A 24,092-nucleotide genomic window follows, 5' to 3' on the forward strand; every position below is an offset into this window, starting at 1 on the left:
TCAGGCTTTTTTCATTCTCTGAAAATAATCTTTCATAGCTATCCTGACTTTGGGGGCAAGGTAAAAGGTGGAGATCATAGTGGGAACTGCCATGATGGCATACATACCGTCCACGAGGCTTACCACCACGTCAAGAGAAGCTACAGCTCCAGCTACTATAGTGATCAAGTAAAAATAATTGTAATAATCAGCTTTCTTGGCTCCAAATAGATACCCAAAGCATTTGTGGCCATAATATGAATAGGTAAACATCGTGGACAATGCAAACACCAATACGGCGAACATTAAAAGATACCTGCCAAAATGAGGAAGTGCCATATCAAATGCAGCCAACGTCAACCTCACTCCGTCTTTCTCGGTAGATTCCCAGACCCCTGTAAGCATGATTACCAGTGCAGTAAGCGTACATACCACGATGGTGTCAATGAAAGGCCCGAGCATAGCTATCAATCCCTCCCGTATGGGTTCGTTGTTTTTGGAAGCACCGTGGACCATCGGGGCCGTTCCTATACCGGCTTCATTGGAAAAAGCGGCACGTCTCGCCCCTACTATGATGACGGCCCCTACTGCCCCACCAGCCATAGCCTCTCCTGTAAACGCATCTGTCAATATTCTAAAGAGCATTTCAGGAACATCTCCTATGTATTTGAAAACGATAAGAATAACTGTAACGAAATATAGTCCTACCATGAAAGGAACCATTTTAGATGCCACGGCGGCTATTCTTTTAATCCCTCCAAGGATTACAATAGCCACCAGTACCATCATAGTGATGCCAATAATCCATCTGGTTTTATCCCCCTCGTCCAGACCGGCCGGTTCTAGGATGACGGTTCGTAGCACAGCAGTCAACTGATTGGCTTGGAAGATCGCCAACAAGCCAAGGACTCCGGCTCCACAAAAAACAATAGAAAGGAATTTCCATTTTTTACCCATTCCTTCCTCAATCACATACATCGGCCCACCCTGTATTTGCCCTTCAGAATCTTTGCCTCTGTACATGATAGCAAGGCTACAGGTATAAAATTTTGTGGCCATACCTACAAAGGCAGAAACCCACATCCAAAAGATCGCTCCCGGCCCTCCCATGTTGATAGCTATGGCTACCCCGCTTATATTCCCCAGTCCTACTGTTGCGGCAATAGCTGCGGAAAGTGCCTGAAAGGAAGAAATCTGCCCTGGGGCTAGATCATCATCATATTTTCCGCTAAGCAGGCCGATGGCATGTCCTATTTTACGAAAGGGCACAAAGCCTGAATGTACCAAGAGCATCAATCCCCCTCCCATTAATATGACAAGCATTGGGGTTCCCCAGATCCAGTTTGCGAAGGAAATAATCAATTCGCCCATTTAAGATATTTAAGTTTATTCAAGCTTTATGCTCGGTGGAAGGATTTGAAATTAACCCACATATTAGGTTCATTTTCATGAAAATCAAAGAATATGGATTTCGAAACAACAAAAAACCCGGGTGAGCCCGGGTTTCTTACTTCATGTGAAGCTGGTTACCAATCCACTTTGGGAGATTTATAAAATTCTATTCCATTGATTTCCCAACGTTGTCCTTGAAGAGCTATCCGTTTTCTGAAATCTTCCCAGTCTCTACGTTCATTTGGAGACCAGGCCACTTCTGCAAGTGCTGCCAATCTAGGAAAAGCCATGTATTCTATATCAGCCCGATTGGTAATGGTCTCAGTCCATAGCGGAGCCTCTACCCCAAGTATATCACTTTTATCAATTCCGTCCACATAGGTAGAGGGATTCCAATTGTATGAATCATCCAGTTCTATATATGCCGCCCAATGCAATCCTAATCTCGAAGTGGAGTCATATTGCATATCAAGGTAAGCGCGCTTAGCAGGTGACATCAATATTTGATTTCCTTGCTCCTTAGCTAAGACAGCGTTTTCTTCCAAAGCCCAAAATTGAGCCACAGAACCTTTACTTAGCTTTGCAGTGGCAATTTCATCCCAACCCATACTTGTTTTACCATACTTTGCGACAATTTCCTGAACACGCTCTACGAAGTAAATGTAATCTTCCTTCTCTGTCACATGGGATTCGTCACCACCTATGTGGATGTAAGGCCCGGGGGTAAGAGCAACTAACTCTCTGATCACATCATCAACAAAAACATATGTAATTTCTTTATTGGTGGCAAAGGTGCTGAACCCAACTTCAATCCCTGTATAAAGTTCCGCCGCTATCGGGTTTCTATCCAGGATATCAAAATCAATGTTGCCTTCGGACATAGATGCCAGATCACCATTTGGCAGATTCACCCCAGGATTCAATTCTCCGTAGGATGCCAAAGCGGCATTGGTATGACCAGGCATATCTATCTCCGGTACCACAGTGATAAACCTCTCCGCAGCATAGTTTACAAGCTCTGTGTATTCCTCTTGGGTATAAAAGCCACCTTCCGTACCACCGACTTCTGTTTTCCCTCCTATTTCTGTAAGTTTTGGCCAGGATTTAATCTCAATTCTCCAGCCCTGATCATCTGTCAAATGAAGATGGAGGTGGTTTAATTTTAAATCTGCCATCTGATCTATGTAGTGCTTTACATCTTCTACACTGATGAAATGCCTGGCTACATCGAGCATAGCCCCTCTATAGCCGAATTCCGGTTCATCCTCGATTAATCCGCTACTAATTACCCACCGAACATCCACTACAGAGTCGTTTTCAATCTCCTCCGGAAATGCTTTTAATAGTGTCTGAACGCCATAAAAAAGCCCCGCCGCAGAAGTGGAGCTTATTTTCACTTCCGACTTTGATATGGAAACACTATACTTTTCGGAAGGATCACCTCCAATTAACTCTAAAATCAAGTCACCGCTATCCGCTGAGACCGGGATCTCAAAACCTGTGGCAGGACGTAATCTTTCAGCCAAATAACCACCTACCCTTTGTAGCTCATCCCCACTTCCAATCAATCTAACAGCCGATCCTGAACCTAATTCAAAAACCCCTGAGGAAGATGATACTATGAGGGGAATAGGGATAATACCCGTATCTTCCAATTTCACCGCATCTGGAGTTTGGCAGGAACTAAAAGAAAATACAGCAAGTAAAGTCACAGCGTACAGCAAATGTTTCATATAAATTCGGGATTGGGTTTGCTTTGTCTATTTTTTTAATAATCTCGACAAGATAATTTAATTTTATAATAAAACACAGTAATTATCTTGCATGACGTTTACTGCTGTATGGCTGTTGGGAATTATATGAATGGGTTTAAGTTTGTTGGGAGTTTTTGATAATTTCAAATTCCTCAAATTATTGGGGAGAGTTTAAAATATCTTACTAGCAAAACATCAGTAACCCTCTTTAACATAACTAATAATTAAATGAAAAGTAAAAACTTAGGTTCTGGGAATTCCCGTAGAAAATTTCTGAAAGGTTCTGCATTGGCAGCAGCCGGGTTCTATATAGTTCCCCGCAACGTTCTCGGAGGACCTGGATTCATTGCCCCCAGCGATAAGCTTAGAGTAGCAGGTATTGGAGTCGGCGGTATGGGAGGCGGTGACGTAAGAGGAATCACCAAAACAGAAAGGGTGGATTTCGTCGCCCTATGTGACGTGGATGACAGTAGGGCCAAAGCTAGTAGAGACCTGCATCCAAAAGCAAAATACTATAGGGATTTCAGGAAGATGCTGGACAAGGAAGAGAAAAATATAGACGCGGTCACTGTATCCACACCAGATCACACACATGCGGTGGCGGCCATGGCAGCCATGAAAATGGGCAAGCATGTATATGTACAAAAGCCTCTGGCCCATGATATCTATGAGGCCAGAATGCTGACTGAGGCAGCTGAGAAATATAAGGTAGTCACCCAGATGGGAAATCAGGGGTCTTCAGGAGATGGAGTGCGTAAAATGGTAGAGTGGTATAATGCAGGTTTGATCGGAGAAGCCACCAAGGTATATTCCTGGACCAACCGTCCCGTATGGCCTCAAGGCATCCAATGGCCAACCGCCCCAGTTTCACCTCCTGAGGATTTAGATTGGGATCTATGGCTTGGGACTGCGCCCTACAGAGAGTATGTTGGCAATCTTGTTCCATTCAACTGGAGAGGCTGGTGGGACTATGGTACAGGAGCATTAGGTGATATGGCTTGTCATATTATGGAGCCTCCTTTCCGTGTGCTTGGACTTGGCTATCCTAAATCCGCAGAATGTTCTGTAGGCTCCGTATATGTAGGGGAATTCCAAAGAGGATATTTCCCGGAAAGCTGCCCTCCTTCCTCACATATTACCCTTCGCTTTGACAGACCTGGAAAATCAGATCTGGAATTCCACTGGATGGATGGTGGTATCCAGCCTACCCGACCAGAGGAGCTGGAACCAAATGAACAGATGGGTGATGGAGGTAACGGAGTAATCATAGAAGGTACCGAAGGTAAAATGATGTGCTCTACCTATGGCATCAATCCCCAACTACTTCCTACTTCCAAAACCAAAGACATCAATGTACCGGAGACACTGTATAGAGTACCGGGAGGCGATAGTGGTCACTATAAAAACTGGGTGGACGCCTGTATAGCAGGATATGGATCCGAGGAATTCAAAAATCTTAGTTCCCCTTTCTCCATTGCGGGGCCACTGACAGAATCGGTGCTGATGGGAAATCTGGCTATCAGGAGCTATGACTACAGAACCCCTAAACCGGACAATCCAGATCAGTTTGACTATCCTGGGAGAGGTATAAAACTCGTATGGGATGGGCCAAATATGAAGGTCACCAACTTTGAGCCTGCCAATCAGTTTGTGAAACGCGAATATAGAGGAGACTTTTCTCTCTAATTAGGAAAACGGCTTTGAAAGATGATTTCAAAGCCGTTTTAAGGTTTAATCAATAAGCAAATCCGCTTTGTTGCCAGCAAATAGGCTAAATCATCTCCGGTATTGGTCAACAATGACCATGAAGGATACTTCGGTCACCGGTCTTCCGGCCAGGCTAGCAAAGAAAATAACACCCCTGGCATTTTTTGGGTTGTCGTAGAAATCTCTTTTACCGTTCCACTTCGAGTTCTACCCTCCTGTTTTTGGCTCTGCCAGCTTCGGTGGCATTTGAAGCAAATGGTCTGGTGCCTCCCCAGCCTGATATTCTTAGGCTTTCAAAAGGCACCCCCTGGGTAATCAGGAAATCCCTGACACTACCAGCTCTTTCCAGAGAAAGTGCCTTGTTCAATCCAGGATCACCTGCATTATCCGTGTGTCCATGAATCCGTAGTTTCATTTCTGGATTTCCCACAAGAAAGTCTGCCAGTTCTTTCAGAGAAGCTATTGTCTCATCTCCTTCCAGTTCAGCTGTTCCCCGTTTGAAATTCACATTATCCAATACTATTACATTCCCAGATTCCGCTTTTGTCATCAATACCACGGTTGGTTCTCCTGATTTGATTTCGCTGATCGGAACAGACGTTGGAAAATACCCCTCAGCACTTACTTTTATCTCCCCTATCTGAGAGTCAATTAGTTCAGAGATTTTGATTAATTCGGTTTCCGAAGCGGAGACTGTACTCTCACCATTCTTCCAACTTATGGTGAATGGCACCATTTTCTTGTTTTTAGCATCCACTACAAACCAAGTGATCGGCTCTTCTGTTTTCTCATCCTCTTCAGTCATTTTTACTTCAGGAAACCCTGTTGCCGATGCGGGATAAATGGGTGTCACGGAAACAATCTTTGATTTTAGGGGTGATTCATTTTTTGTAATTGGTTCTGGGCTAGCGACAATAAATTCCTCTGGTATAACCAATGGCACAATGACCTCAAAAGTCAATAAATCCGCAAAACCGTCACTATTTTGCGTACTGGTCCAGACTACTTCTTCCTCGTTGATAAAGGTTACGGAGACTTCCGATCCAGGAGTATTAAGCTGCTCCCAAAGCACCGGCTTGCTCCAGTTTGCCCAATCATTTCCCATACGCTTAGCTATATAGATATCCTTCCCCTTTGCTCCTTCGTGCATGTTGGAAGAAAAATACAATTGCCCTGATTTGGCATCATAGAATGGGCTCATTTCCTGACCAGGTGTATTTACAGCCGAACCTATATTGATAGGCCTTGACCATTCGATAGCCCCCTTTTTTTCGCTTACATAAATGTCCTCGTTTCCTCTACTATCCTTTCCCTTTCCTGAGAGAAAAATCACTTTTCCATCCGATCCTACACGGCCTGTAACCTGTCCCGAGAGGCTATCCAGTCCAGGCATAGCTACCTGCCGGAGAAAATTCCATTCAGTGCCAAATTTTGAATATTGGTAAATCCCAAATCTTGACCCTCCGGTATGATAAACCAACAGGGTAAGAAAATCTTCCAGTCCCAAAGAAAAATCGTAGCCATCTGTACTGAGATCAGCTCTGTGAACCGCCTCCTGCCATTCGCCTGTTTCTGATTTTTTGGTCATCCAGATATCCCCGGGATCTGTGATCCCCCCAACATTATCCGGATGAAAAGCCCGGGTAAACAGCAAAGTATTCTCCCCAATCCATACAGGATTCATGTCGTCTTGAGGACTGTTGGCACCTGAAAGCGAGACAACCTTCTGGGCCTGGCTATTTAATGAAAAACAAAAAGCAAGCAGCATGATGCCGCTTGCTTTAGAAAACACGTTAATAATTTTTTTCATAAGTTATTGATCTAGCACAATGGCAAATACCAATGGTGCTACAATCGTTGCATCAGACTCGATAATATATTTAGGTGTATCGATTCCAAGTTTCCCCCAGGTGATTTTTTCATTGGGTACAGCTCCGGAATAAGAACCGTAGGAAGTGGTCGAGTCAGAAATCTGACAGAAATAGCCCCACAGAGGCACGTTTTCTCTTTGTAGATCCTGATGCAACATCGGCACCACACATATAGGAAAGTCTCCTGCAATTCCCCCGCCAATCTGGAAAAAGCCTATAGTACTTTCGGTTGTAGCCGTATTTGTGTACCATTCTGCCAGATACATCATGTACTCTATACCGGTCCTTACTGTATGTACATTCTTTACATCACCAGAGATCACGTGTCCCGCAAACATGTTTCCCAACGTAGAATCCTCCCATCCAGGAACAATGATTGGGAGATTTTTCTTGGCTGCTTCCAACAACCAACTGTTTTTCGGATCTATTTGATATGAGCCTTCCAACTGGCCTGAAAGTAGGATTTTATAGAAAAACTCATGGGGAAAATAGGCTTCGCCAGCTTGGTCAGCTTTCACCCATTCTTCAAGGATCACATTTTCTATCCTACGCATAGCCTCCATTTCGGGGATACACGTATCTGTGACGCGGTTCATGTGTCGCTCAACTAAATCCTGCTCCTGAGCAGGGGTAAGTTCCCTATAATTTGGAATCCGCTCGTAATAATCATGGGCTACCAAGTTGAAAACATCCTCTTCTAAGTTTGCTCCTGTACAGGTGATAATTTGAACTTTATCTTGGCGAATCATCTCCGCTAGGGAAATCCCAAGCTCAGCTGTGGACATAGCTCCCGCGAGTGTCACCATCATCTTACCACCATTATCCAAATGGGTCTTATACCCTTCAGCGGCATCTATCAGTGCCGCAGCATTGAAGTGGCGGTAATTATGCTTTAAAAATTCAGTGATTTTCATTCTATATTTTTTCGTTAGAGCATCAAAATTACCCAATTTTTTCCCACAAAAAAACCCAGCTTAAGCTTAAGCTGGGTTTCAATATTGAGATAGAGTTACAAAATTACTTCGCAGTGTCAGTAGGTGCTGCAGTATATTCCTTGTTTAATCCTTCAATCACAGAGGCCGTAAGGTCAAGGGCATCATTTCCATACCATACAGCTCCGCCTCTTGTATAGCTCAGAATCACCGAAAGGTTGTTTTCCTCAGCATATTTTTTCAAGTATTTCTGAACCCTATCATACACTTCACTGTAAAGAGCTGATTCATCAGAAGACAACTCCTGCATCAGATTATCCCGGTAAGTCATTAGATTTTGTTCTTTTTTTGCAAGCTCTTCTTGCTTAGCTCTTGCCTGGTTCTGGGTCATGTTCCCTCCAGTCTGTTGGAAATTCTGAATTTCCTGTTCAAAACCCCTAGCTCTACTTTGAAGGTCGCCTTCAAATTTTTTGCCCTTCTCTGTCAGTTCTTCGGACTTCGTCTTGAAGTAATCGTACTTATTGATCACACTATCAGTATAAACGAAAGCAATAGTCAAATCACCTTGATTAACTTCTTTAGCGGTTCCTTCGGTGGTAGTGGTGGAAGTTCCGGCCTTATCGCAGCCATATAGCAGCACTGTAGCAAGACTCAATGCACCGATTAATTTTAGTCCTCTTTTCACTTTGTTGATGTTATTGATTACAAGGGCGCAAATATAAAGAAAGTATTGACTTTACAAGAAAAGACTGTGAATCTCATAGGATTTTTAACCACAATACATACACCTATGAATATAGATATTGGGCAATTCTATATACCTGGGTATGGGCATCTACTATTTTGGAGACCTGTGAAGAATACCCTCCGCCCATACAGCACATAATAGGCACGCCAAGGGATTTACCTAAGTCAAGCACCATACTGTCCCGCTGCTGCACCCCTGTTAAGCTCATTGACAGCCTCCCTAGCGTGTCGCTTTCCAGTACATCCACCCCTGACTGATAAATAATAAAATCCGGTGTAAAAACAGCCAATATCTTATCCAACTGGGTCTGAAGTATTTTCAAGTACTCGGCATCTCCAGTCCCATCAGCTAATGCATAATCAAGATCCGATGTGGTCTTTCTCATTGGGTAGTTCTTTTCCCCATGCATACTGAAGGTAAATACCTGAGGATTATCTTCAAAAATACTTGCGGTTCCATTGCCTTGATGCACATCCAGATCAATAATCAGAATATTTTCAACAATCTGATTATCAATCAAATAATTAGATGTGATAGCAAGATCATTTAAAAGGCAAAACCCTTCGCCTCTATCAGCGAAAGCATGGTGAGTTCCGCCAGCTATATTCATTCCTATGCCGTATCGCATTGCGAAAAGCGCTGCCTGAATCGAACCATTCGCAATAGTGGTTTCTCTATTCACCAGTTCTTTTGTAAGGGGAAATCCTGTCGCCCGGATTTCTGACTTAGAAAGGGCCAGATTTTTAAGCTTATGCCAATATTGAGGGGTGTGGGTACTCATAATCCACTTTTCGTCCAAGGGCGCTGGTTCAAAAAAGTTCTCTTCATCAACTATCCCCTCATGCAACAACTGTCCGCGCAGCAGCTCGTACTTTAGCATAGGAAACCTATGTCCTTCGGGAAGAAGATGGTTATAAACAGTGGAAAAGGCAATTTTGAGCATAAAAAAACGCTTGTCGTCAGCAAGCGTAGCTTAGAGTTTATATGGAAATCAAATTAATCTTCTATATCCTCCTCTTCAGATTGGAAGGCATACATGGTGTCATCCAACTCAAGTGTATCGTCGTTGAATTCCTTGATAAAGTTTGAGATAACGATCTCATCAATGTGATCTACATTCAAAGCGGCATCCACCCCTATCCCGAAATCATGGTGCGTGTCCACGTCCACAAATTCCTGCACTTTCACACTTTCTTCTTCCTCTATCTCCATGATAATCTCTGTGATAAACCAACCGATTTCCTCTTCTTCGCTGGTGAGTGGTTTTAAATTTCCGTTTTCATCCTCTTCGTAGGAGATTCCATTGAAATTCGGGAATTTCTGCGCAGCCTTATGTTCGGCAAGCTCATATACTTCACTTGCATGGTGTAATCTGAGCGTATATAATGCTGCATCGTAAATGACTTCCTTTCCCTGATACATTCCAATAAAATAGAAATTCACGAACTCATCGGAGTTTTCCTCATCGGGAATGATTTTAAACGGTTTCTTGAGCTGATCTAGCTCTTCCCTCAGCTCGCCGATACGCATAGGATCAAAACCTGGATTTGATATTGACATGGGTCAAATAGTTAAAGAATAGTTATTGTTCAGTGATTAGCGGTTCAATAGTACTAAATAGAATAGTAATATAGTATCAAAATCTAATCGATTTTAATTAAAACAACAAAGTCTGATAGAGAAATTGTTATAAAATTGTGCTATTCTTAGGATTATAATAACCTGAATAAGAAGTAAAAAGCACATTTTAACCTATCAGAAAAGCAAAAAAACAACGGAATTTAAAATTCAGGGAATTCCCTATCCCTTACTGGGTAAGATTCAAATTGTTGCCGAAAAGAGAATTTATGATACTCACGACTATTGCGAATAAAACTGCCCACCAAAAACCATCGACAGTAAAACCCGGAATAATCCGATCCGCCAGCATGATCATCAATGCATTGATCACCAACAAAAAAAGGCCGAGTGTCAGCACCGTTATAGGCAAGGTCAGCACTATCAAAAGAGGCTTCAGGGTAATATTAATCAGGATAATAACCGCTGCCAGCAAAAATCCAGTCATAAAGGTGTCTATATGAATACCTTTCAAGAAAAACTCGGCAATCAACACCGCTATCCCTCCAAGTAAGATTTTGACCAAAAGATCTAAAGGCTTGTTTCTCGTTCCCATCCAATAAATTTACAGATAATGGTCAATATTTCAGAAAAAATGACAAATATCATCCCGAAAAAATGAATGGAACCTCGCTGGAATTCGTTACTTGGATTAGGTTGTCCTATATTTGCAACTTTAACATTAAATCCTTCACCGAGTGATAATCATCATATTCTTCTTATTGCACTGGTATTTCTCCCTGTTTTGCCAAAGCTTCTTCCTTCACAGATATGCGGCCCATCAAATGTTCTATATGAACAAATTTTGGGAAAGGTTCTTCTATCTTTTCACATGGATGTGGCAGGGCAGCTCTTATTTGTCCCCTAGAGCTTATGCCATTCTACATAGGATGCACCACGCCTACAGTGACACCCCAAAAGATCCCCACAGCCCCCATCATACTGAAAATCTCTTCACAATGATGTGGAAGACCAAGAACATTTATAATGAGTACTTTTCTTTTCGCCTGAAACCGGAAGAAAGATTCTCCAGGGACATCCCTGATTGGAACAGATTTGACAGATTTGCTGATACCATGCTGGTAAGGGTAAGCTGGGGGTTGCTGTATGTAGCTATTTATGTGTTGTGTATTTCAGTATTTGATTTGCCAGGTACCCATTGGTGGATGTATTTTCTGCTTCCTATCCATTTCCTGATGGGACCGGTACATGGAGCTATAGTCAACTGGAGTGGTCACAAATATGGTTATGCCAATTTTGACAACAACGATAAATCAAAAAACAGTCTTTTGCTCGATGTGCTGATGCTGGGTGAATTATTCCAGAATAATCATCACAAACTGCCAAACAGACCTAATTTCGCAGTAAAATGGTATGAGTTTGACCCTACTTATCCAATTGTAAAATTGCTGCACATGACCAGGATCATCAAATTAAGACCTGCATAAAATTAACGGCCTCTTTGAGGCCGTTTTTGTTGAAAAGGATAAAATATTATGTAAACGTCTAATCTCTTGAGATAAAAAAAATTAAAAGTAAAGGTGATTTTATTTGCAATTGTGAAACTAAACCAATAATTTTCTAGCAATTAAAACTTAACGCCTTACTTATGAAACCATTAACAAGAGCAGAAGAGGAAATCATGCAGATCCTCTGGGAGATAGAAAGGGGATTCGTGAAAGACATCCTTACTCCTATGACAGAACCAAAACCAGCCTACAATACTGTATCGACTATTGTGAGGATATTGGAGCGCAAGGGATTTGTCAGCCACAAATCCTACGGCAAAAGTCACGAGTATTTTCCTATAGTGTCCAAGGATGAATACAGGTCTTTTATTATCAAGAAAATGCTGGATGGCTATTTTGAAAATTCCTTCGGAAAACTCACTGAATTTTTCAAAAATGATGAAACCCTGAATACCAAAACTTATCAGTAATCATTTGTGGAAAAATAAAAACCTGGTAGCCATACCAGGTTTTTTTTTGTCTTTTTTTATTGTACGTCTTTTAATAGCTCTTCCACTGCCTTCTCAAGCTGCTGGTCTATTCCCTTATCTATTTTACCTGGCATGTTTTTCACCAGAAACTGTGGTTTGGTTTCATTATTTTCCATCCATTCACCTGCTTTATTTTTAGCGGAAATAGGAACAGTGCCCCACCTGCCTCCATCCGGCAGACTTTCCCATCCCGCAAATGAACAAGTCCCAGGTGTAGGCATCCCTACAGTCTTTCCAATATTCAAATCAGTATAGCCACAGGCAAAGCAATGTCCGTCAGAATAATTGGCCTCATTAAACATTGCCAAAGTAGGCTTAGTCCATCTCGCAGTGGGTTCATATCCCACCTCTCTGGCTTCTGTGGCATAAGTGATAAATTTCTCTCCTGTAAAGAACATTGCCAGATCTGCTACCAAATCCCCGCCACCATTAAATCTGGTGTCAACTACCACAGCTTCGCTATCGTGATATTTCCCCATCATCTCTTCGTAAACATTACGGTAAGGGCCATCACTCATCCCCGGAATGTGTACATATCCCAGCTTGCCCCCACTCAGACTATCCACCTCCATCTGGTTGGTTTTCACCCACCGCTTATAAAGCAATTGTCCTTCTTCCCGTAGTGTTATAGGTTTTACGGTAAGCTGCTTTCGGTCTCCCGAGCCAGGATCCACAACTTCGATCAGCATGAATTTATCGGCTTTTCTGTTTAAATAGCGGGCAAAATCAGTAGTAGTGTCCACTACTTCTCCATCTATTTTCTCTATGATCATGCCTTTTTTCACATCCAGATCTGATTTATCCAAAGGCCCTCCTGAGATAATCTCAGTAACCTTGACGCCATTTCCTATGTGATTATAATCCCAAAACACCCCTAGTGAAGCGGTCTGGTCTGCCATATCCACTGACCGGGAGTAGCGCGCACCTGCATGGGAAACATTCAGCTCACCGATCATTTCTGAGATCATTTCAGCAAATTCATAGCTGTTCCCGATATGGGGAAGGTATTTTTCATAAGCTATTTTAGCCTCTTCCCAATCTACCCCGTGCATATCAGGAGTATAGAATATCCCCTTTGTTCTTAACCAGATGTGGTCAAACATATAGGCCCGCTCCGCATTCCTGTCAAAGGTCATCTCTCCTGAGATTTTGATTGTTTCCTTTTTCATTCCCTCGGGGTTGATTTTGGAGATTGTGCCGTTGCTGAGCAGGTAAAGGTTTTTTTGGTCCTTATCCCATTCTAAACTGCCGTAACTTGCATCCAATACAAGCTCCTGCTTCGTCTCCTTCGTTCTTAGGTCAGTGCTCCACAGGTTCATACCTTTCTCAAATGCTGCCAAGTAGTACAACTTTTCACCATCTTTCGATAGGACCGCATCACCTAGAGAAGATGAATGAATGGTCAATTTAGCTTTGCGCTCCTCTATTCCATCCCAATCAAATGTCAGCGGAGCTACTGTTTTATCCTTTTCATCTTTCTTTTCATCCTTCTCTTTGTCGTCTTCCTTTTCCTTTTTATTGATCTTTTCTATTTCCTTCAAAAGGTCATAGTCTTCTTTTGATAAAGTAAACTTGTCCCAGGCAGCTTTGTCAAAAAACATGGTGTATACATCATTCTGGCTTTGTCCACTGGTCGCATAGCTGCGAAGCCCGTCTCTATTGGAAAACCACAGCATCTGCTTCCCTTCGTTTACCCATTTGGCCGCTTCATCGCCATAGCCGCTTTTTGTGAGGTTTTTCATAGCTTCTTTACCCGAAGCATCCAAAAGCACAACTTCCGAATTAGCCATAGTAGGCCGATAGGTAGCCAGGAGCCATTTGCTATCCGGGCTCCATGTGAAATACTGATCTCCGTCCCTCATATGGAACAGCTGGTCTGGAGTCATGAGAGTCACGCTTTCCTTAGAGGATAAATCCAATACTTTCAGTGTGCGCCGGTCTTCCACATAGGCAAGTTTTTTCCCATCAGGCGAAAATTTAGGCAAATAGGCCTCCCCTTCTAAACTCACAAGTGGCTTCTCTTCTAATAAAGTAGAAGCATAAAAGAAAGGCTCCTCTGCCCTCACTTTCGTGCACTGAAAAATCTGCCATTTGTCCTCTCTCTCACTGGAATAAATTATGGACTTGCCATCTGGAGCAAATTGCACAAATCGTTCTTGCTCCGGTGTAGTTGTGATTCTTTTAGTCAACGATCCATCTACAGAAGTCACGAATACCTCTCCTCTGGCGATAAAAGCGATCTCCTTACCATCTGGCGAAATGGCCATTTCCCGAACACCACCATTGATACTGATGTAGCTATCCGGATTGTTAATGGACTGAGTCTCTATTCGTATGGCAAGTTTCATAGGCTGCTCTCCTTTTCGGAAAGTATATAGCTCCCCATCGTAACTGAAGCTCATCAATCCCCCATCGGATATACTAAGGAAGCGGACAGGATATTTTTCCAAAGTCGTAAGAGCTATGGTCTGCCCAGGATTGCTGATATCCATAGCGAAGACATTGAAGGTGCCGTCTTCCTCACTCAAATAGTAAACCTCAGATTCGTCAGGTGAAAACACTGGGTTTCGATCCTCTCCATAGAAACCGGTAAGCATGGTGTGCGTGTCAGTAGCCTTGTCATACACCCAGATATCCCGGGCTATTGCGGACTGATGGTGTTTTCTCCATTCATTTTCCCCGCCTTTTTTGTCATGGTAAAGAAGTTTGCTGCCGTCCTTATTGCTTCGCACGTATTCAGCCGGGATGGTAAAAATCTGATCTACCCTGCCTCCTTCTCTAGGTACGGAATAAAGCTCAGGCTGGGATGCCGTAGGAAATTGCCTGTGCTCGGCGATATCCATCCTATTGGCACCAAATATTACGGATTGGTCATCGGCCGAAAATTCAAACGGCAATTCATCATTGGAATGATAGGTCAGCCTTTTTGCAGGCCCTCCCGATGGACTCATCACGAAAACATCAAAGTTGCCGTATCGATCTGAGCCAAAGGCTATCTGCTTTCCATCCCTGCTCCAAACCGGCATAAAATCATGCGCCTCATGAAAAGTAATCTGTCTGGCGTCGCCACCTGCACTTCCCACCAAATACAGATCACCCTTGTAGGTAAAAACTATTTGGGATCCATCCGGGGATATAGCAGGATATCGCATCCATCTCGGGGCATCTTGCCCATACAGGGTGGTCACTGTAGCGCAGACAAACAGGATAGAAAAAAGCTTTTGTTTAAAGTTCATATCATATTGATTTAGGCTCTGAAAGTAAGCAAAAATCAATTTTTAAAGAGAAATAATTATATCAAATGGACAATTCCAACGCCCGAAAGCTCTAATATTCCCTGAATGCTTTTCCTCTTTCCTTCATTCCTTCCATTGACAAGTCTATATTTGCACTTTGAAAAATCAAGACAAGATGAATTCATTTATAGAAGAATTGCGCTGGAGAGGTATGCTTCAGGATATGACGCCCGAATTAGAAGAACACCTGAATAAAGGAATGGCTTCTGCATATCTGGGTTTTGACCCCACGGCTGATTCATTGCATATTGGCCATCTGGTAGGGGTAATGACCTTGCTTCACTTCCAGCGGGCAGGGCATAAGCCCTTTGCTTTGGTAGGCGGGGCCACGGGCATGATCGGTGACCCTTCTTTCAAATCAGCAGAAAGAAACCTTCTGGATAAACCAACACTGGATCATAATGTGGCGTGTATCCAGAAGCAGTTGGCAAAATTTCTGGATTTCTCCGGAAGCTCTTCAAATAAGGCCGAACTGGTAAATAATTATGACTGGATGTCAAAGTTCAGCTTTTTAGACTTCATCCGTGACGTTGGGAAGCATATTACAGTGAACTACATGATGGCCAAAGACTCTGTCAAACGACGTTTGGAAGATGGAAGTGGTCTTTCATTCACAGAATTCACCTATCAGCTAATTCAGGGTTATGATTTTTATCATTTATGGAAAAATGAGAACTGCTCTATTCAGCTGGGAGGTTCAGACCAATGGGGGAATATAGTAACGGGCACTGAACTGATCCGTAGAATGGGCGGAGGAAGCGCATATGCCTTGACAGTCCCATTGATTACCAAGGCAGACGGGACCAAATTCGGCAAGACCGAAGGGGGTTCGGTATGGTTGGATCCGGAGAAAACATCGCCTTATGCATTCTATCAGTTTTGGCTGAATGTATCGGACGAGGACGCTTCCAAATACATCAGGATATTTACAGTGTTAGACCAGGAAACTATAGAAAAACTGGAATCAAAACATAGTGAAGCTCCCCACCTACGTATCCTACAAAAGGAAATCGCCAAACAGATCACTAGTATGGTGCATGGAGAATCTGATTTGCAGATGGCTGTAAAAGCATCTGAAATACTGTTCGGCAAGTCATCTACAGAGGATTTGGCCGCTTTGGATGAGCGTACATTCCTTCAGGTATTTGACGGAGTGCCACAAGTCCAGCTAGACAGAAATGATTACGAGGCCCTTAATTCGGTGTTGGATATTTTCGGCGAGATCACCCAGGGTGTCGTTTTTGCTTCCAAAGGCGAAGCACGTAAAATGATCCAGGGAGGCGGGGTAAGTATAAACAAGGAAAAGCTTACCGACCCGAATGCAGCTATAGAGTTGACTCTGCTTCAAAACAAATATTTGTTGGTACAAAAAGGTAAGAAGAATTACTATATACTAGAAGTTAGATAAGCGTGTGATAATCATGGACGTAGGGCTTTAGGCTTTTCCTAAAGCCTTTTTTTGCGATTTCTCCTCAAATTAGCAAAGATCCAAACCATTTTTTGACCCAAGTTTAATATCTTTGTAGCCTATTTTTATCTAAAGAAATTAACACATGGCAGGAGAGAAAAACAAAGAGAAACTCATTTTGGATTCAGCTGTAGCACTGTTTACATCCAAAGGGTATCAGGCCACCCGCATGGAAGATGTAGCCAAAACATCAGGAATCAGTAAGGGACTTACCTATTTTTATTATAAAAATAAAGAAGATCTGTTCATGGCCTTGACCAAAAAGGCTTTTGATCAGTTCAAGGATGAATTCCGCGATGAGTGGTCAAACAGGACAAAAGGGAAAAGCGGATTGGACATGCTTTGCTCCCTATTGGTGAGGATAGTAAGTTTTGCTAAATCCAACCAGGTTTACTATGACGCCATTATTAATTTTCTAGATCTTCTCAAGAAATTCAACAATCCTGAAACCCGCAAATGGATAGATCCCAAAACCATGGAGTCGGTGCATTTTCAGAAGCTGCTGGAAATCCACCATGAGCCGGCCAAAATAGGGATCATGATGGTGAGCCAGGGGATCAAAGACGGGAGCATCCGGGCAGAGCTGCAACCGGAAATCACTTTTTATACCATCTGGAGTATGATCATAGGCTATGAAAAAATGCTGGGGCCTATAGAGTACGAAGGCAAAGACCTAAAAATACATGCGGAAAACTGGGAGCCAGGATTCCTGCGCCTGATGCAGGAAATGCTCAAGGGCACCATACAGGCCACTAAGAAGACCACAGTACAGACTAGCTTGTTTTGACAGGATGATCTACCGTACAAGCTGAGACTGGAATGCAAAATTGATCAAGGATAGGCAGCTAGCAGAAATCATCTGACATAAATAATAAAAACCTGCCCCGAAGAATCGAAACAGGCTTTTATTAAAGTGAAGCGCACCCAAGATATAAAAATTCAATGCACATTCCCCATCAACCTCTTTATAAAAGGCCCGGCAATTACCACTAAGAGACCAGCCCCAATAGAATACTTTGCAATAAGCAAAAAGCCATCGGTATAGACAAAGAGGGTGTCAAAACCACCTATATTTTTATCTGTACTTTCAATTGAAAGCTGCTTACCAATAAATCCGACCACCTGAAATGCAAAAGCCGAGGACAGGAACCACACCCCCATCATAAATGCCACTATACGCTTAGGGGATAAATCAGTGATTTTGGAAAGCCCCACCGGGGACATGAATAGTTCTCCTACAGAAATCAAAAAATACATTAATAGCAAGTAGGCGAAAGGTACCAGTCCTGATTCATTTGCACTCCCTTTACTGATAGAGAGGATATAAAAACTGATTCCTGCAAATAAAAGCCCCATTCCAAACTTAAAAGGTGTTCTAGGATTAAGGTTTCTTTTGGAAAGGAAAGTCCAAAGCAGAGAAATAGGAATCGCCAAAATAATAATCCACATGGAATTTAGTGAGTTGGTTTGGGAAGCTGTCATTATCCCTGAAAGTTCCACGTTTCTTGCGGCAAACAGCGTGATCACACTTCCCGAAAGCTCATGAAAGCCCCAGAATATGGTCATGAAAACGGTAATCAATACAGCTACGAATAGTTTTTTCCGCTCATCCTTGTTTGCTTGGAAAATTATATAGCCTAAATATCCGATGATACTCACACCTATAAATTTAAATATAATATTAACAACATTCTGGTCAGCAAAAAATCCATCTCCGCTTCCTAATGGTTTATAGGAGGACAATAAATAGGCTATCAACGGAACTGATAAAAATGATATCAAGGGAATAAAATAACGCTGTTTTATACCGATGACTTTGTTATCTATACCTCCATTTGCAGGTGGCAATCCTCTCTCACCAAACACACCATTCCTAATACCGCTCCAAAAGAAAAGCAAACCTGAGAGCATTCCTATACCAGCCAATCCAAAGCCATAGTGCCAGCCATAAGCAACTGCCAGCCAACCACATAATAAGGGGGCTACCCATCCTCCTATATTGATTCCCATATAGAAAATAGTGAAACCTGAATCTTTTCTAGTATCCCCATCTTTATATAAGGTGCCTACAAAAGTGGAAATATTAGGCTTGAAAAAGCCATTCCCTACAATTATCAGTGATAAGGCTAAGAAGAAGGCCACGTTATTCTCTATAGCTAATACAAAGTGTCCCAAGGACATCAGAATCCCTCCAAGAAAAATTGAATTACGCATTCCCAATACTTTGTCAGAGACTCTACCACCAATCACAGTAGATGCATATACCAGTGATCCATAAGAGGCATACACTGCAGCAGTCGCATAATCCCTATCGGTCAATGCTTCGAAGATTACATCCACCATATACAAGGTGAGAAGTGCCCGCATACCATAGAAGCTAAATCGCTCCCAAAGTTCTGCGAAAAATAAGTAAAATAAGCCTTTGGGATGGCCCAAAAGTGTAGGCTCTTCTAATTCAATATTAAGGTCTTTTTCCAAGGATAGTTTTATTTGGGTGAAATCAATTTCACAATGATAAACCTTTTTATCAGTTGTTTCCAAAGGAAAGAATATGGATTTACAGCTAAAGCATCAAAATTCACCCCAGATTGACCACAAGTATTCTAGCTACCATATCCCATAAAACCGGAACCAAATAAACATTCGTTTCTTTAATGCAATCGATTGTAATCAAAAATAAAGCATGTTTTATTGGTTTTATTAATAGGTATTTCAGTAGTTTTGTGAAGACAATTTTCAGATTGTAAACCCAAATATTTATGCAGGAACTAGATCTGGCAACCCAGACTTCCCCCCTGGCTTTTCTCGGCTTGAACACGAAGAGAAAAGTTCACCACAACCTTCCACCAGCTGAACTGGTGGAATTTGCTTTGGCGCGAAAAGAAGGAAAACTTACATCCACTGGCGCCCTCATGTCAGACACCGGTAAATTTACCGGAAGATCCCCAAAAGACCGATACATCGTACTGGATGATAAAACCAGAGACTCTGTCTGGTGGGGCGACATCAACATCCCATTTGACTCCAGGAAATTTGATTTGCTGCTGGAGAAAATGAAATCCTATCTTTCGGATAAGGAATTATTTGTGCGGGATGCCTATGCTGGCGCAGATCCTGATCACCGCCTCAAATTAAAAATCATCAATACCCTGGCTTGGCACAATCTCTTTTGCAACAACATGTTTCTACGGCCATCCAGAGAAGAATTGGAAGACTTCGAACATGACTTTACCATTATCTGCGCTCCGGAATTTGAGGCTGACCCCGCTACTGATGGTACTGCCAATCCAAATTTCGCGATAATCAATCTTACCGAAAGGATCATCCTGATTGGAGGAACCGGTTATGCAGGGGAAATGAAAAAAGGGATTTTCTCCGTTTTGAATTTCATTCTTCCGCATGAAAGGAATGTACTTTCTATGCATTGCTCGGCAAACACAGGAGATGATGGAGACACCGCTGTTTTCTTTGGGCTGTCAGGGACGGGCAAAACCACTCTCTCAGCAGATCCAAACCGGAAACTAGTGGGTGACGATGAACATGGATGGACTGAAACTGGCGTTTTCAACTTTGAAGGCGGTTGCTATGCCAAAGTTATAGACTTGACCAAAGAGAAAGAACCCGAAATCTGGGAAGCCATCAAGTTCGGTTCCATTGTAGAAAATACCCGCTTTAAAGAAAATTCGAGGGAAGTTGATTTTAAGGATAAATCGGTGACGGAAAACACCCGTAGCGCCTATCCGATCGATTATATTCCCAATGCGCTGGTTCCTTCCCAATCGGGAATACCTAAAAATATTTTCTTTCTGACAGCAGATGCTTTTGGGGTCATTCCTCCTATTTCCAAGCTAAATAAAAACCAGGCGATGTACCATTTCATCTCCGGCTATACTGCAAAGGTAGCAGGGACAGAGATGGGGATAACTGAACCAAAACTAACATTTTCAGCATGTTTTGGGGCTGCATTCCTTCCCCTACATCCAGCCAGGTATGCCACATTATTTGGAGAAAAAATTGAGAAATATGATACTAATGTATGGCTGATTAACACCGGTTGGACCGGAGGGCCATACGGAATAGGATCCCGGATGAAACTGAAATACACCCGAGCGATGATTACCGCGGCCTTGGAGGGGAAGCTAGACCATGTTAAATTCTCCCATCACAGATTCTTTGGATTTGAGATGCCACTGGAATGTCCAAATGTACCTCTAGAGATTCTTAACCCAAGGCAAACCTGGAAAGATGTAGAAGTATATGACAAGCAGGCCAAGGATCTTGCGGAGGCGTTTAAGTCAAATTTTGAGAAGTTCAAAGACTTTGCCTCTGATGATATCCTCGCCGGTGGGCCGCTTCCTATATGAGATCATGAATGCATAGGGCAGATGCGAGTACTAAAACAAATTATATCACACAAAATAACTGATTAGCAAGTAATTATTGATTATTAACTAGTTATAACTTATGGATAACTGTCCTATTGCTGTTGTATAGGCTTATCATACAATTTGCCAATAAAAAACAGACCAGGGTTCATAATATCGTACCATGTATGGATAACATATTAAATCTTATTGTAATTGTTATATTTTTGCGACACTAATAAGAGAAGCAACTAAATGGTACATAAAAAAAACATGAAGACAGCAGAATTGATTACAGAAAAAGGTACAATGAAAGTGGAATTTTATGAGAATGATGCCCCTGTGGCGGTTCAGAATTTCATTGACCTGGCCAATAAGGGATTTTATGATGGATTGACATTCCATAGAGTTATTCCCAACTTCGTGATTCAAGGGGGCTGCCCTAAAGGCAATGGGACCGGCGGCCCAGGATATCACATCAAATGTGAGCTGGATGGTGACAACCAGTACCATGACCGCGGGGTTCTTTCTATGGCACATGCAGGAAGAAACACGGGAGGTTCCCAATTCTTTATATGCCATAGCAGAGACAATACTGCCCATCTGGACAGAAACCACACGTGCTTTGGTAAAGTGGTGGAAGGCCTGGAAGTGATTGACGCTATTAAAGCAGGGGACAAAATCGAGAAGATTGTTGTTTCTGAATCTTGAACGTAAAGCTCTTAAATGAATAAATGCCCTCACCAGCTACATGCTTTTTGAGGGCATTTTTATGGGCATCGATTAATTCATCCTATCCAACACTTCAAACCGGGATGAATTGGAGATAAATTCCGGAACAATAACTTTCAGATGTGAAACCAACTCATTCTCAGAATTTTTATGGATCAGCTCCATAAACAACTCTATCTGACCGTCGATTTTGTGATAGGAAGAAGGCAGGACCTGTGCTATTTTGATTTTGGGATGATGGGTGATCTTCACTGTTTCAAAATCATTGAGCAGTTCTTCAAATAGCTTTTCCCCCTCTCTAAGCCCCGAAAACACAATTTTGACATCTTCATCTACTTTTTTACCGGAAAGCTGTATCATTTTATTGGCAAGGTCAAGGATCTTGATAGGCTCTCCCATGTCAAAAACATAAATCTCTCCTCCTTCTCCCATAATCCCGGCTTCCAATACAAGCTGGCAAGCTTCGGGAATGGTCATAAAATACCTCGTAATGTCAGGATGAGTTACCGTAATAGGCCCGCCGTGCAAGATTTGTTTTTTGAAAAGAGGGATGACGGAGCCATTGGAACCCAGTACATTTCCGAAACGGGTGGTGATAAACTTGGTATGATAGCTTTTATGGTTTCTTTCCAGGTATTCATTTAGAGCCTGGACGTACATTTCCGCTGCTCTCTTGCTCGCACCCATCACGTTGGTAGGATTCACTGCCTTATCGGTAGATACGAATACAAACTTGTCCACTTTGGCCAATACAGAGATATCAGCCAGGATCTTAGTCCCAAGCACGTTCGACTGAATCGCCTCCTCAGGGTAATTTTCCATCATGGGTACATGCTTATATGCCGCTGCATGAAAAACAACCTGGGGTTTGTACGCCCTAAAAACTTCCTTGATCTTCTTTTTATTCCTAATGTCCCCCAGTACAATCTTGATAGGACAGTACATATAATTCTCTTTGAACTCTTGTTCTATGTCGTACAAGGCCGATTCAGCTATATCAAACAAGATCAATAGTTTTGGACCATAATGGGAAATTTGCCTACAAAGCTCTGATCCTATGGATCCGGCAGCTCCTGTTACCAAGATCACTTTTCCCTGCAGATCCTCATGTATTCTCGGATTGTCAAGCTTGATCTGCTCCCTGCTGAGTAAATCCTCGATTTTGACTTCACGTATAGCCCCAGCGGTCAGCCCTCCGTTGATCCATTGATCCACTGGGGGAACCAGCGATACAGAAATATTCAAGCGCAGACACTCATCTATAATTTCATTTTTTCTAAGTACTGAAAGATCTCTGACGGCAATTATCAATTCGGTAACACCGAATTGCTTTGACAGTTTCTCCAGATCCCCGATGCCCTTATAAATTCTCTTTCCGTCAATATTTTTACCTTCCTTTTTAGGATCATCGTCCAAAAAGGCCACTGTATTAAACAATATCTTGCTGTCTCTCTTAATCGCCTCCTGGGCAATGATACCAGCCTCGCCCGCACCGAATATGACTCCGTTCTTAAGTTCTTTTACCAATATCCCATTCTTCAGATATACAAAAAGTTCCTTGACCAACAACCGATAAAAAATAAGCATAAACAGTGAGGAAAGGCTCGCTATGATCAGCACTGAGGTAGGGAGCAAAAACCTATCATTCAAAAAGTTGCCATGAAAGAAGTTCAAAAAAAGAAAGAGGACAAAATTAACCAGTACGGTCCTGAAAATATTCGACCCATCCCTGAAACCAGTGTGCCTCACAATACCTTCATAACTCCGGGTATTTTGCATGACAAGCAACCCTCCCACCATAAAGGTGAAACTACCTGCTATTGCGTCATATTGTTCGATTAGCGCTAATTCAAAATTGAACCTCACCAAGTACCCAAACAAGGCACAATGGAAAAGAATTAAAGAGTCAAGGGTGGCAATTATCCATCTAGGAAGGATTTTTAACCGCGTCAAAAAATTCATAGTATAAATTTATTCAAATAGCTAAGTTATATAACCACAAACATGAATGACCAATTCTTTCGCAAATTAATCAATTTCTTACTCATACCTAAATTATAATTAAAAGATACTAATAATATTTTGCGTTTTTTGATCTTTCAACTGTACATTCTAAGGTATAAACGGAATATCCCACGCAATTGGATCTATCCCTCTCCCACATGCTTAAAACTTTTAGAATCACCAAAGCACGCACTTCCCTTTTGTCCTTGGATACAGTAGCTTTTGCGAG

The 24,092-nt window shown here is 42.3% G+C and carries 18 protein-coding genes; 7 read left to right on the forward strand and 11 right to left on the reverse strand.

Translation table 11 applies throughout. From position 1 onward, the window contains the following. Both LZF95_RS15730 and LZF95_RS15735 read right to left on the reverse strand, forming a co-directional pair. On the reverse strand, positions 1-1,350 hold the full coding sequence (locus tag LZF95_RS15730) for a sodium:alanine symporter family protein (RefSeq protein ID WP_233756058.1): 1,350 nt from the start codon (positions 1,348-1,350) through the stop codon (positions 1-3). Between the two features lie 155 nt (positions 1,351-1,505). Next, entirely contained in the window at positions 1,506-3,104 is a 1,599-nt protein-coding gene (locus LZF95_RS15735) for a family 20 glycosylhydrolase (protein WP_233756059.1), read from the reverse strand. A 249-nt stretch (positions 3,105-3,353) separates the two neighbouring features. Here LZF95_RS15735 and LZF95_RS15740 point away from each other — a divergent pair, with 249 nt between their 5' ends. After that, positions 3,354-4,811 (forward strand): Gfo/Idh/MocA family protein, encoded by a 1,458-nt coding sequence (locus LZF95_RS15740; protein ID WP_233756060.1) that lies wholly within the window; start codon positions 3,354-3,356, stop codon positions 4,809-4,811. 208 nt (positions 4,812-5,019) lie between these two features. On the opposite strand, the gene LZF95_RS15745 is transcribed toward LZF95_RS15740, so the two are convergent. The 6 genes from LZF95_RS15745 to LZF95_RS15770 all read right to left on the reverse strand — a co-directional run bounded on the left by LZF95_RS15745 (position 5,020) and on the right by LZF95_RS15770 (position 10,556). Then, positions 5,020-6,642, reverse strand: coding sequence for an OmpA family protein (locus LZF95_RS15745; protein ID WP_233756061.1), 1,623 nt, complete (start codon positions 6,640-6,642; stop codon positions 5,020-5,022). Positions 6,643-6,645: 3 nt separating this feature from the next. Then, complete coding sequence (locus LZF95_RS15750) at positions 6,646-7,617, reverse strand: deoxyhypusine synthase family protein (protein WP_233756062.1); 972 nt, start codon at positions 7,615-7,617, stop codon at positions 6,646-6,648. A 103-nt stretch (positions 7,618-7,720) separates the two neighbouring features. Further along, positions 7,721-8,320 carry an OmpH family outer membrane protein gene (locus LZF95_RS15755; protein WP_233756063.1) on the reverse strand — a complete coding sequence of 200 codons (600 nt, stop codon included), beginning with the start codon at positions 8,318-8,320 and terminating at the stop codon, positions 7,721-7,723. A gap of 103 nt (positions 8,321-8,423) precedes the next feature. Further along, on the reverse strand, positions 8,424-9,326 hold the full coding sequence (locus tag LZF95_RS15760; RefSeq protein WP_233756064.1) for a histone deacetylase: 903 nt from the start codon (positions 9,324-9,326) through the stop codon (positions 8,424-8,426). Positions 9,327-9,379: 53 nt separating this feature from the next. After that, positions 9,380-9,943, reverse strand: coding sequence for a hypothetical protein (locus LZF95_RS15765; RefSeq protein ID WP_233756065.1), 564 nt, complete (start codon positions 9,941-9,943; stop codon positions 9,380-9,382). Positions 9,944-10,190: 247 nt separating this feature from the next. Continuing rightward, positions 10,191-10,556 carry a phage holin family protein gene (locus tag LZF95_RS15770; RefSeq protein ID WP_233756066.1) on the reverse strand — a complete coding sequence of 122 codons (366 nt, stop codon included), beginning with the start codon at positions 10,554-10,556 and terminating at the stop codon, positions 10,191-10,193. Positions 10,557-10,698: 142 nt separating this feature from the next. Here LZF95_RS15770 and LZF95_RS15775 point away from each other — a divergent pair, with 142 nt between their 5' ends. Together LZF95_RS15775 and LZF95_RS15780 are read left to right on the forward strand one after the other, a co-directional pair. After that, the gene (locus tag LZF95_RS15775) at positions 10,699-11,448 is read left to right on the forward strand and encodes an acyl-CoA desaturase (RefSeq protein WP_233756067.1); all 750 of its coding nucleotides are present in this window, start codon (positions 10,699-10,701) and stop codon (positions 11,446-11,448) included. A gap of 161 nt (positions 11,449-11,609) precedes the next feature. Beyond that, positions 11,610-11,939, forward strand: coding sequence for a BlaI/MecI/CopY family transcriptional regulator (locus tag LZF95_RS15780; protein WP_233756068.1), 330 nt, complete (start codon positions 11,610-11,612; stop codon positions 11,937-11,939). Positions 11,940-11,995: 56 nt separating this feature from the next. On the opposite strand, the gene LZF95_RS15785 is transcribed toward LZF95_RS15780, so the two are convergent. Next, the gene (locus LZF95_RS15785; protein WP_233756149.1) at positions 11,996-15,151 is read right to left on the reverse strand and encodes a S41 family peptidase; all 3,156 of its coding nucleotides are present in this window, start codon (positions 15,149-15,151) and stop codon (positions 11,996-11,998) included. Between the two features lie 259 nt (positions 15,152-15,410). Between LZF95_RS15785 and tyrS the strand changes: the two genes are divergently transcribed. Both tyrS and LZF95_RS15795 read left to right on the forward strand, forming a co-directional pair. Continuing rightward, entirely contained in the window at positions 15,411-16,703 is a 1,293-nt protein-coding gene (gene tyrS, locus LZF95_RS15790) for a tyrosine--tRNA ligase (RefSeq protein ID WP_233756069.1), read from the forward strand. A gap of 145 nt (positions 16,704-16,848) precedes the next feature. After that, positions 16,849-17,550 carry a TetR/AcrR family transcriptional regulator gene (locus LZF95_RS15795; protein ID WP_233756070.1) on the forward strand — a complete coding sequence of 234 codons (702 nt, stop codon included), beginning with the start codon at positions 16,849-16,851 and terminating at the stop codon, positions 17,548-17,550. 152 nt (positions 17,551-17,702) lie between these two features. On the opposite strand, the gene LZF95_RS15800 is transcribed toward LZF95_RS15795, so the two are convergent. Beyond that, positions 17,703-19,241, reverse strand: a complete 1,539-nt coding sequence (locus tag LZF95_RS15800; RefSeq protein ID WP_233756071.1) for a peptide MFS transporter — start codon at positions 19,239-19,241, stop codon at positions 17,703-17,705. A 281-nt stretch (positions 19,242-19,522) separates the two neighbouring features. On the opposite strand from LZF95_RS15800, the gene pckA reads away from it, so the two are divergent. Then, positions 19,523-21,127, forward strand: coding sequence for a phosphoenolpyruvate carboxykinase (ATP) (pckA, locus tag LZF95_RS15805; protein ID WP_233756072.1), 1,605 nt, complete (start codon positions 19,523-19,525; stop codon positions 21,125-21,127). A 273-nt stretch (positions 21,128-21,400) separates the two neighbouring features. Next, positions 21,401-21,838: a peptidylprolyl isomerase gene (locus tag LZF95_RS15810; RefSeq protein ID WP_233756073.1), complete on the forward strand. Its 438-nt coding sequence runs from the start codon at positions 21,401-21,403 to the stop codon at positions 21,836-21,838. A gap of 72 nt (positions 21,839-21,910) precedes the next feature. Here the strand turns inward: LZF95_RS15810 and LZF95_RS15815 are convergent, their stop codons facing one another. After that, entirely contained in the window at positions 21,911-23,821 is a 1,911-nt protein-coding gene (locus tag LZF95_RS15815; protein WP_233756074.1) for a nucleoside-diphosphate sugar epimerase/dehydratase, read from the reverse strand. Positions 23,822-24,092 lie beyond the last annotated feature (271 nt).

This window comes from Algoriphagus sp. AGSA1, assembly GCF_021390545.1.
In the GTDB taxonomy this organism is placed as follows: domain Bacteria; phylum Bacteroidota; class Bacteroidia; order Cytophagales; family Cyclobacteriaceae; genus Algoriphagus.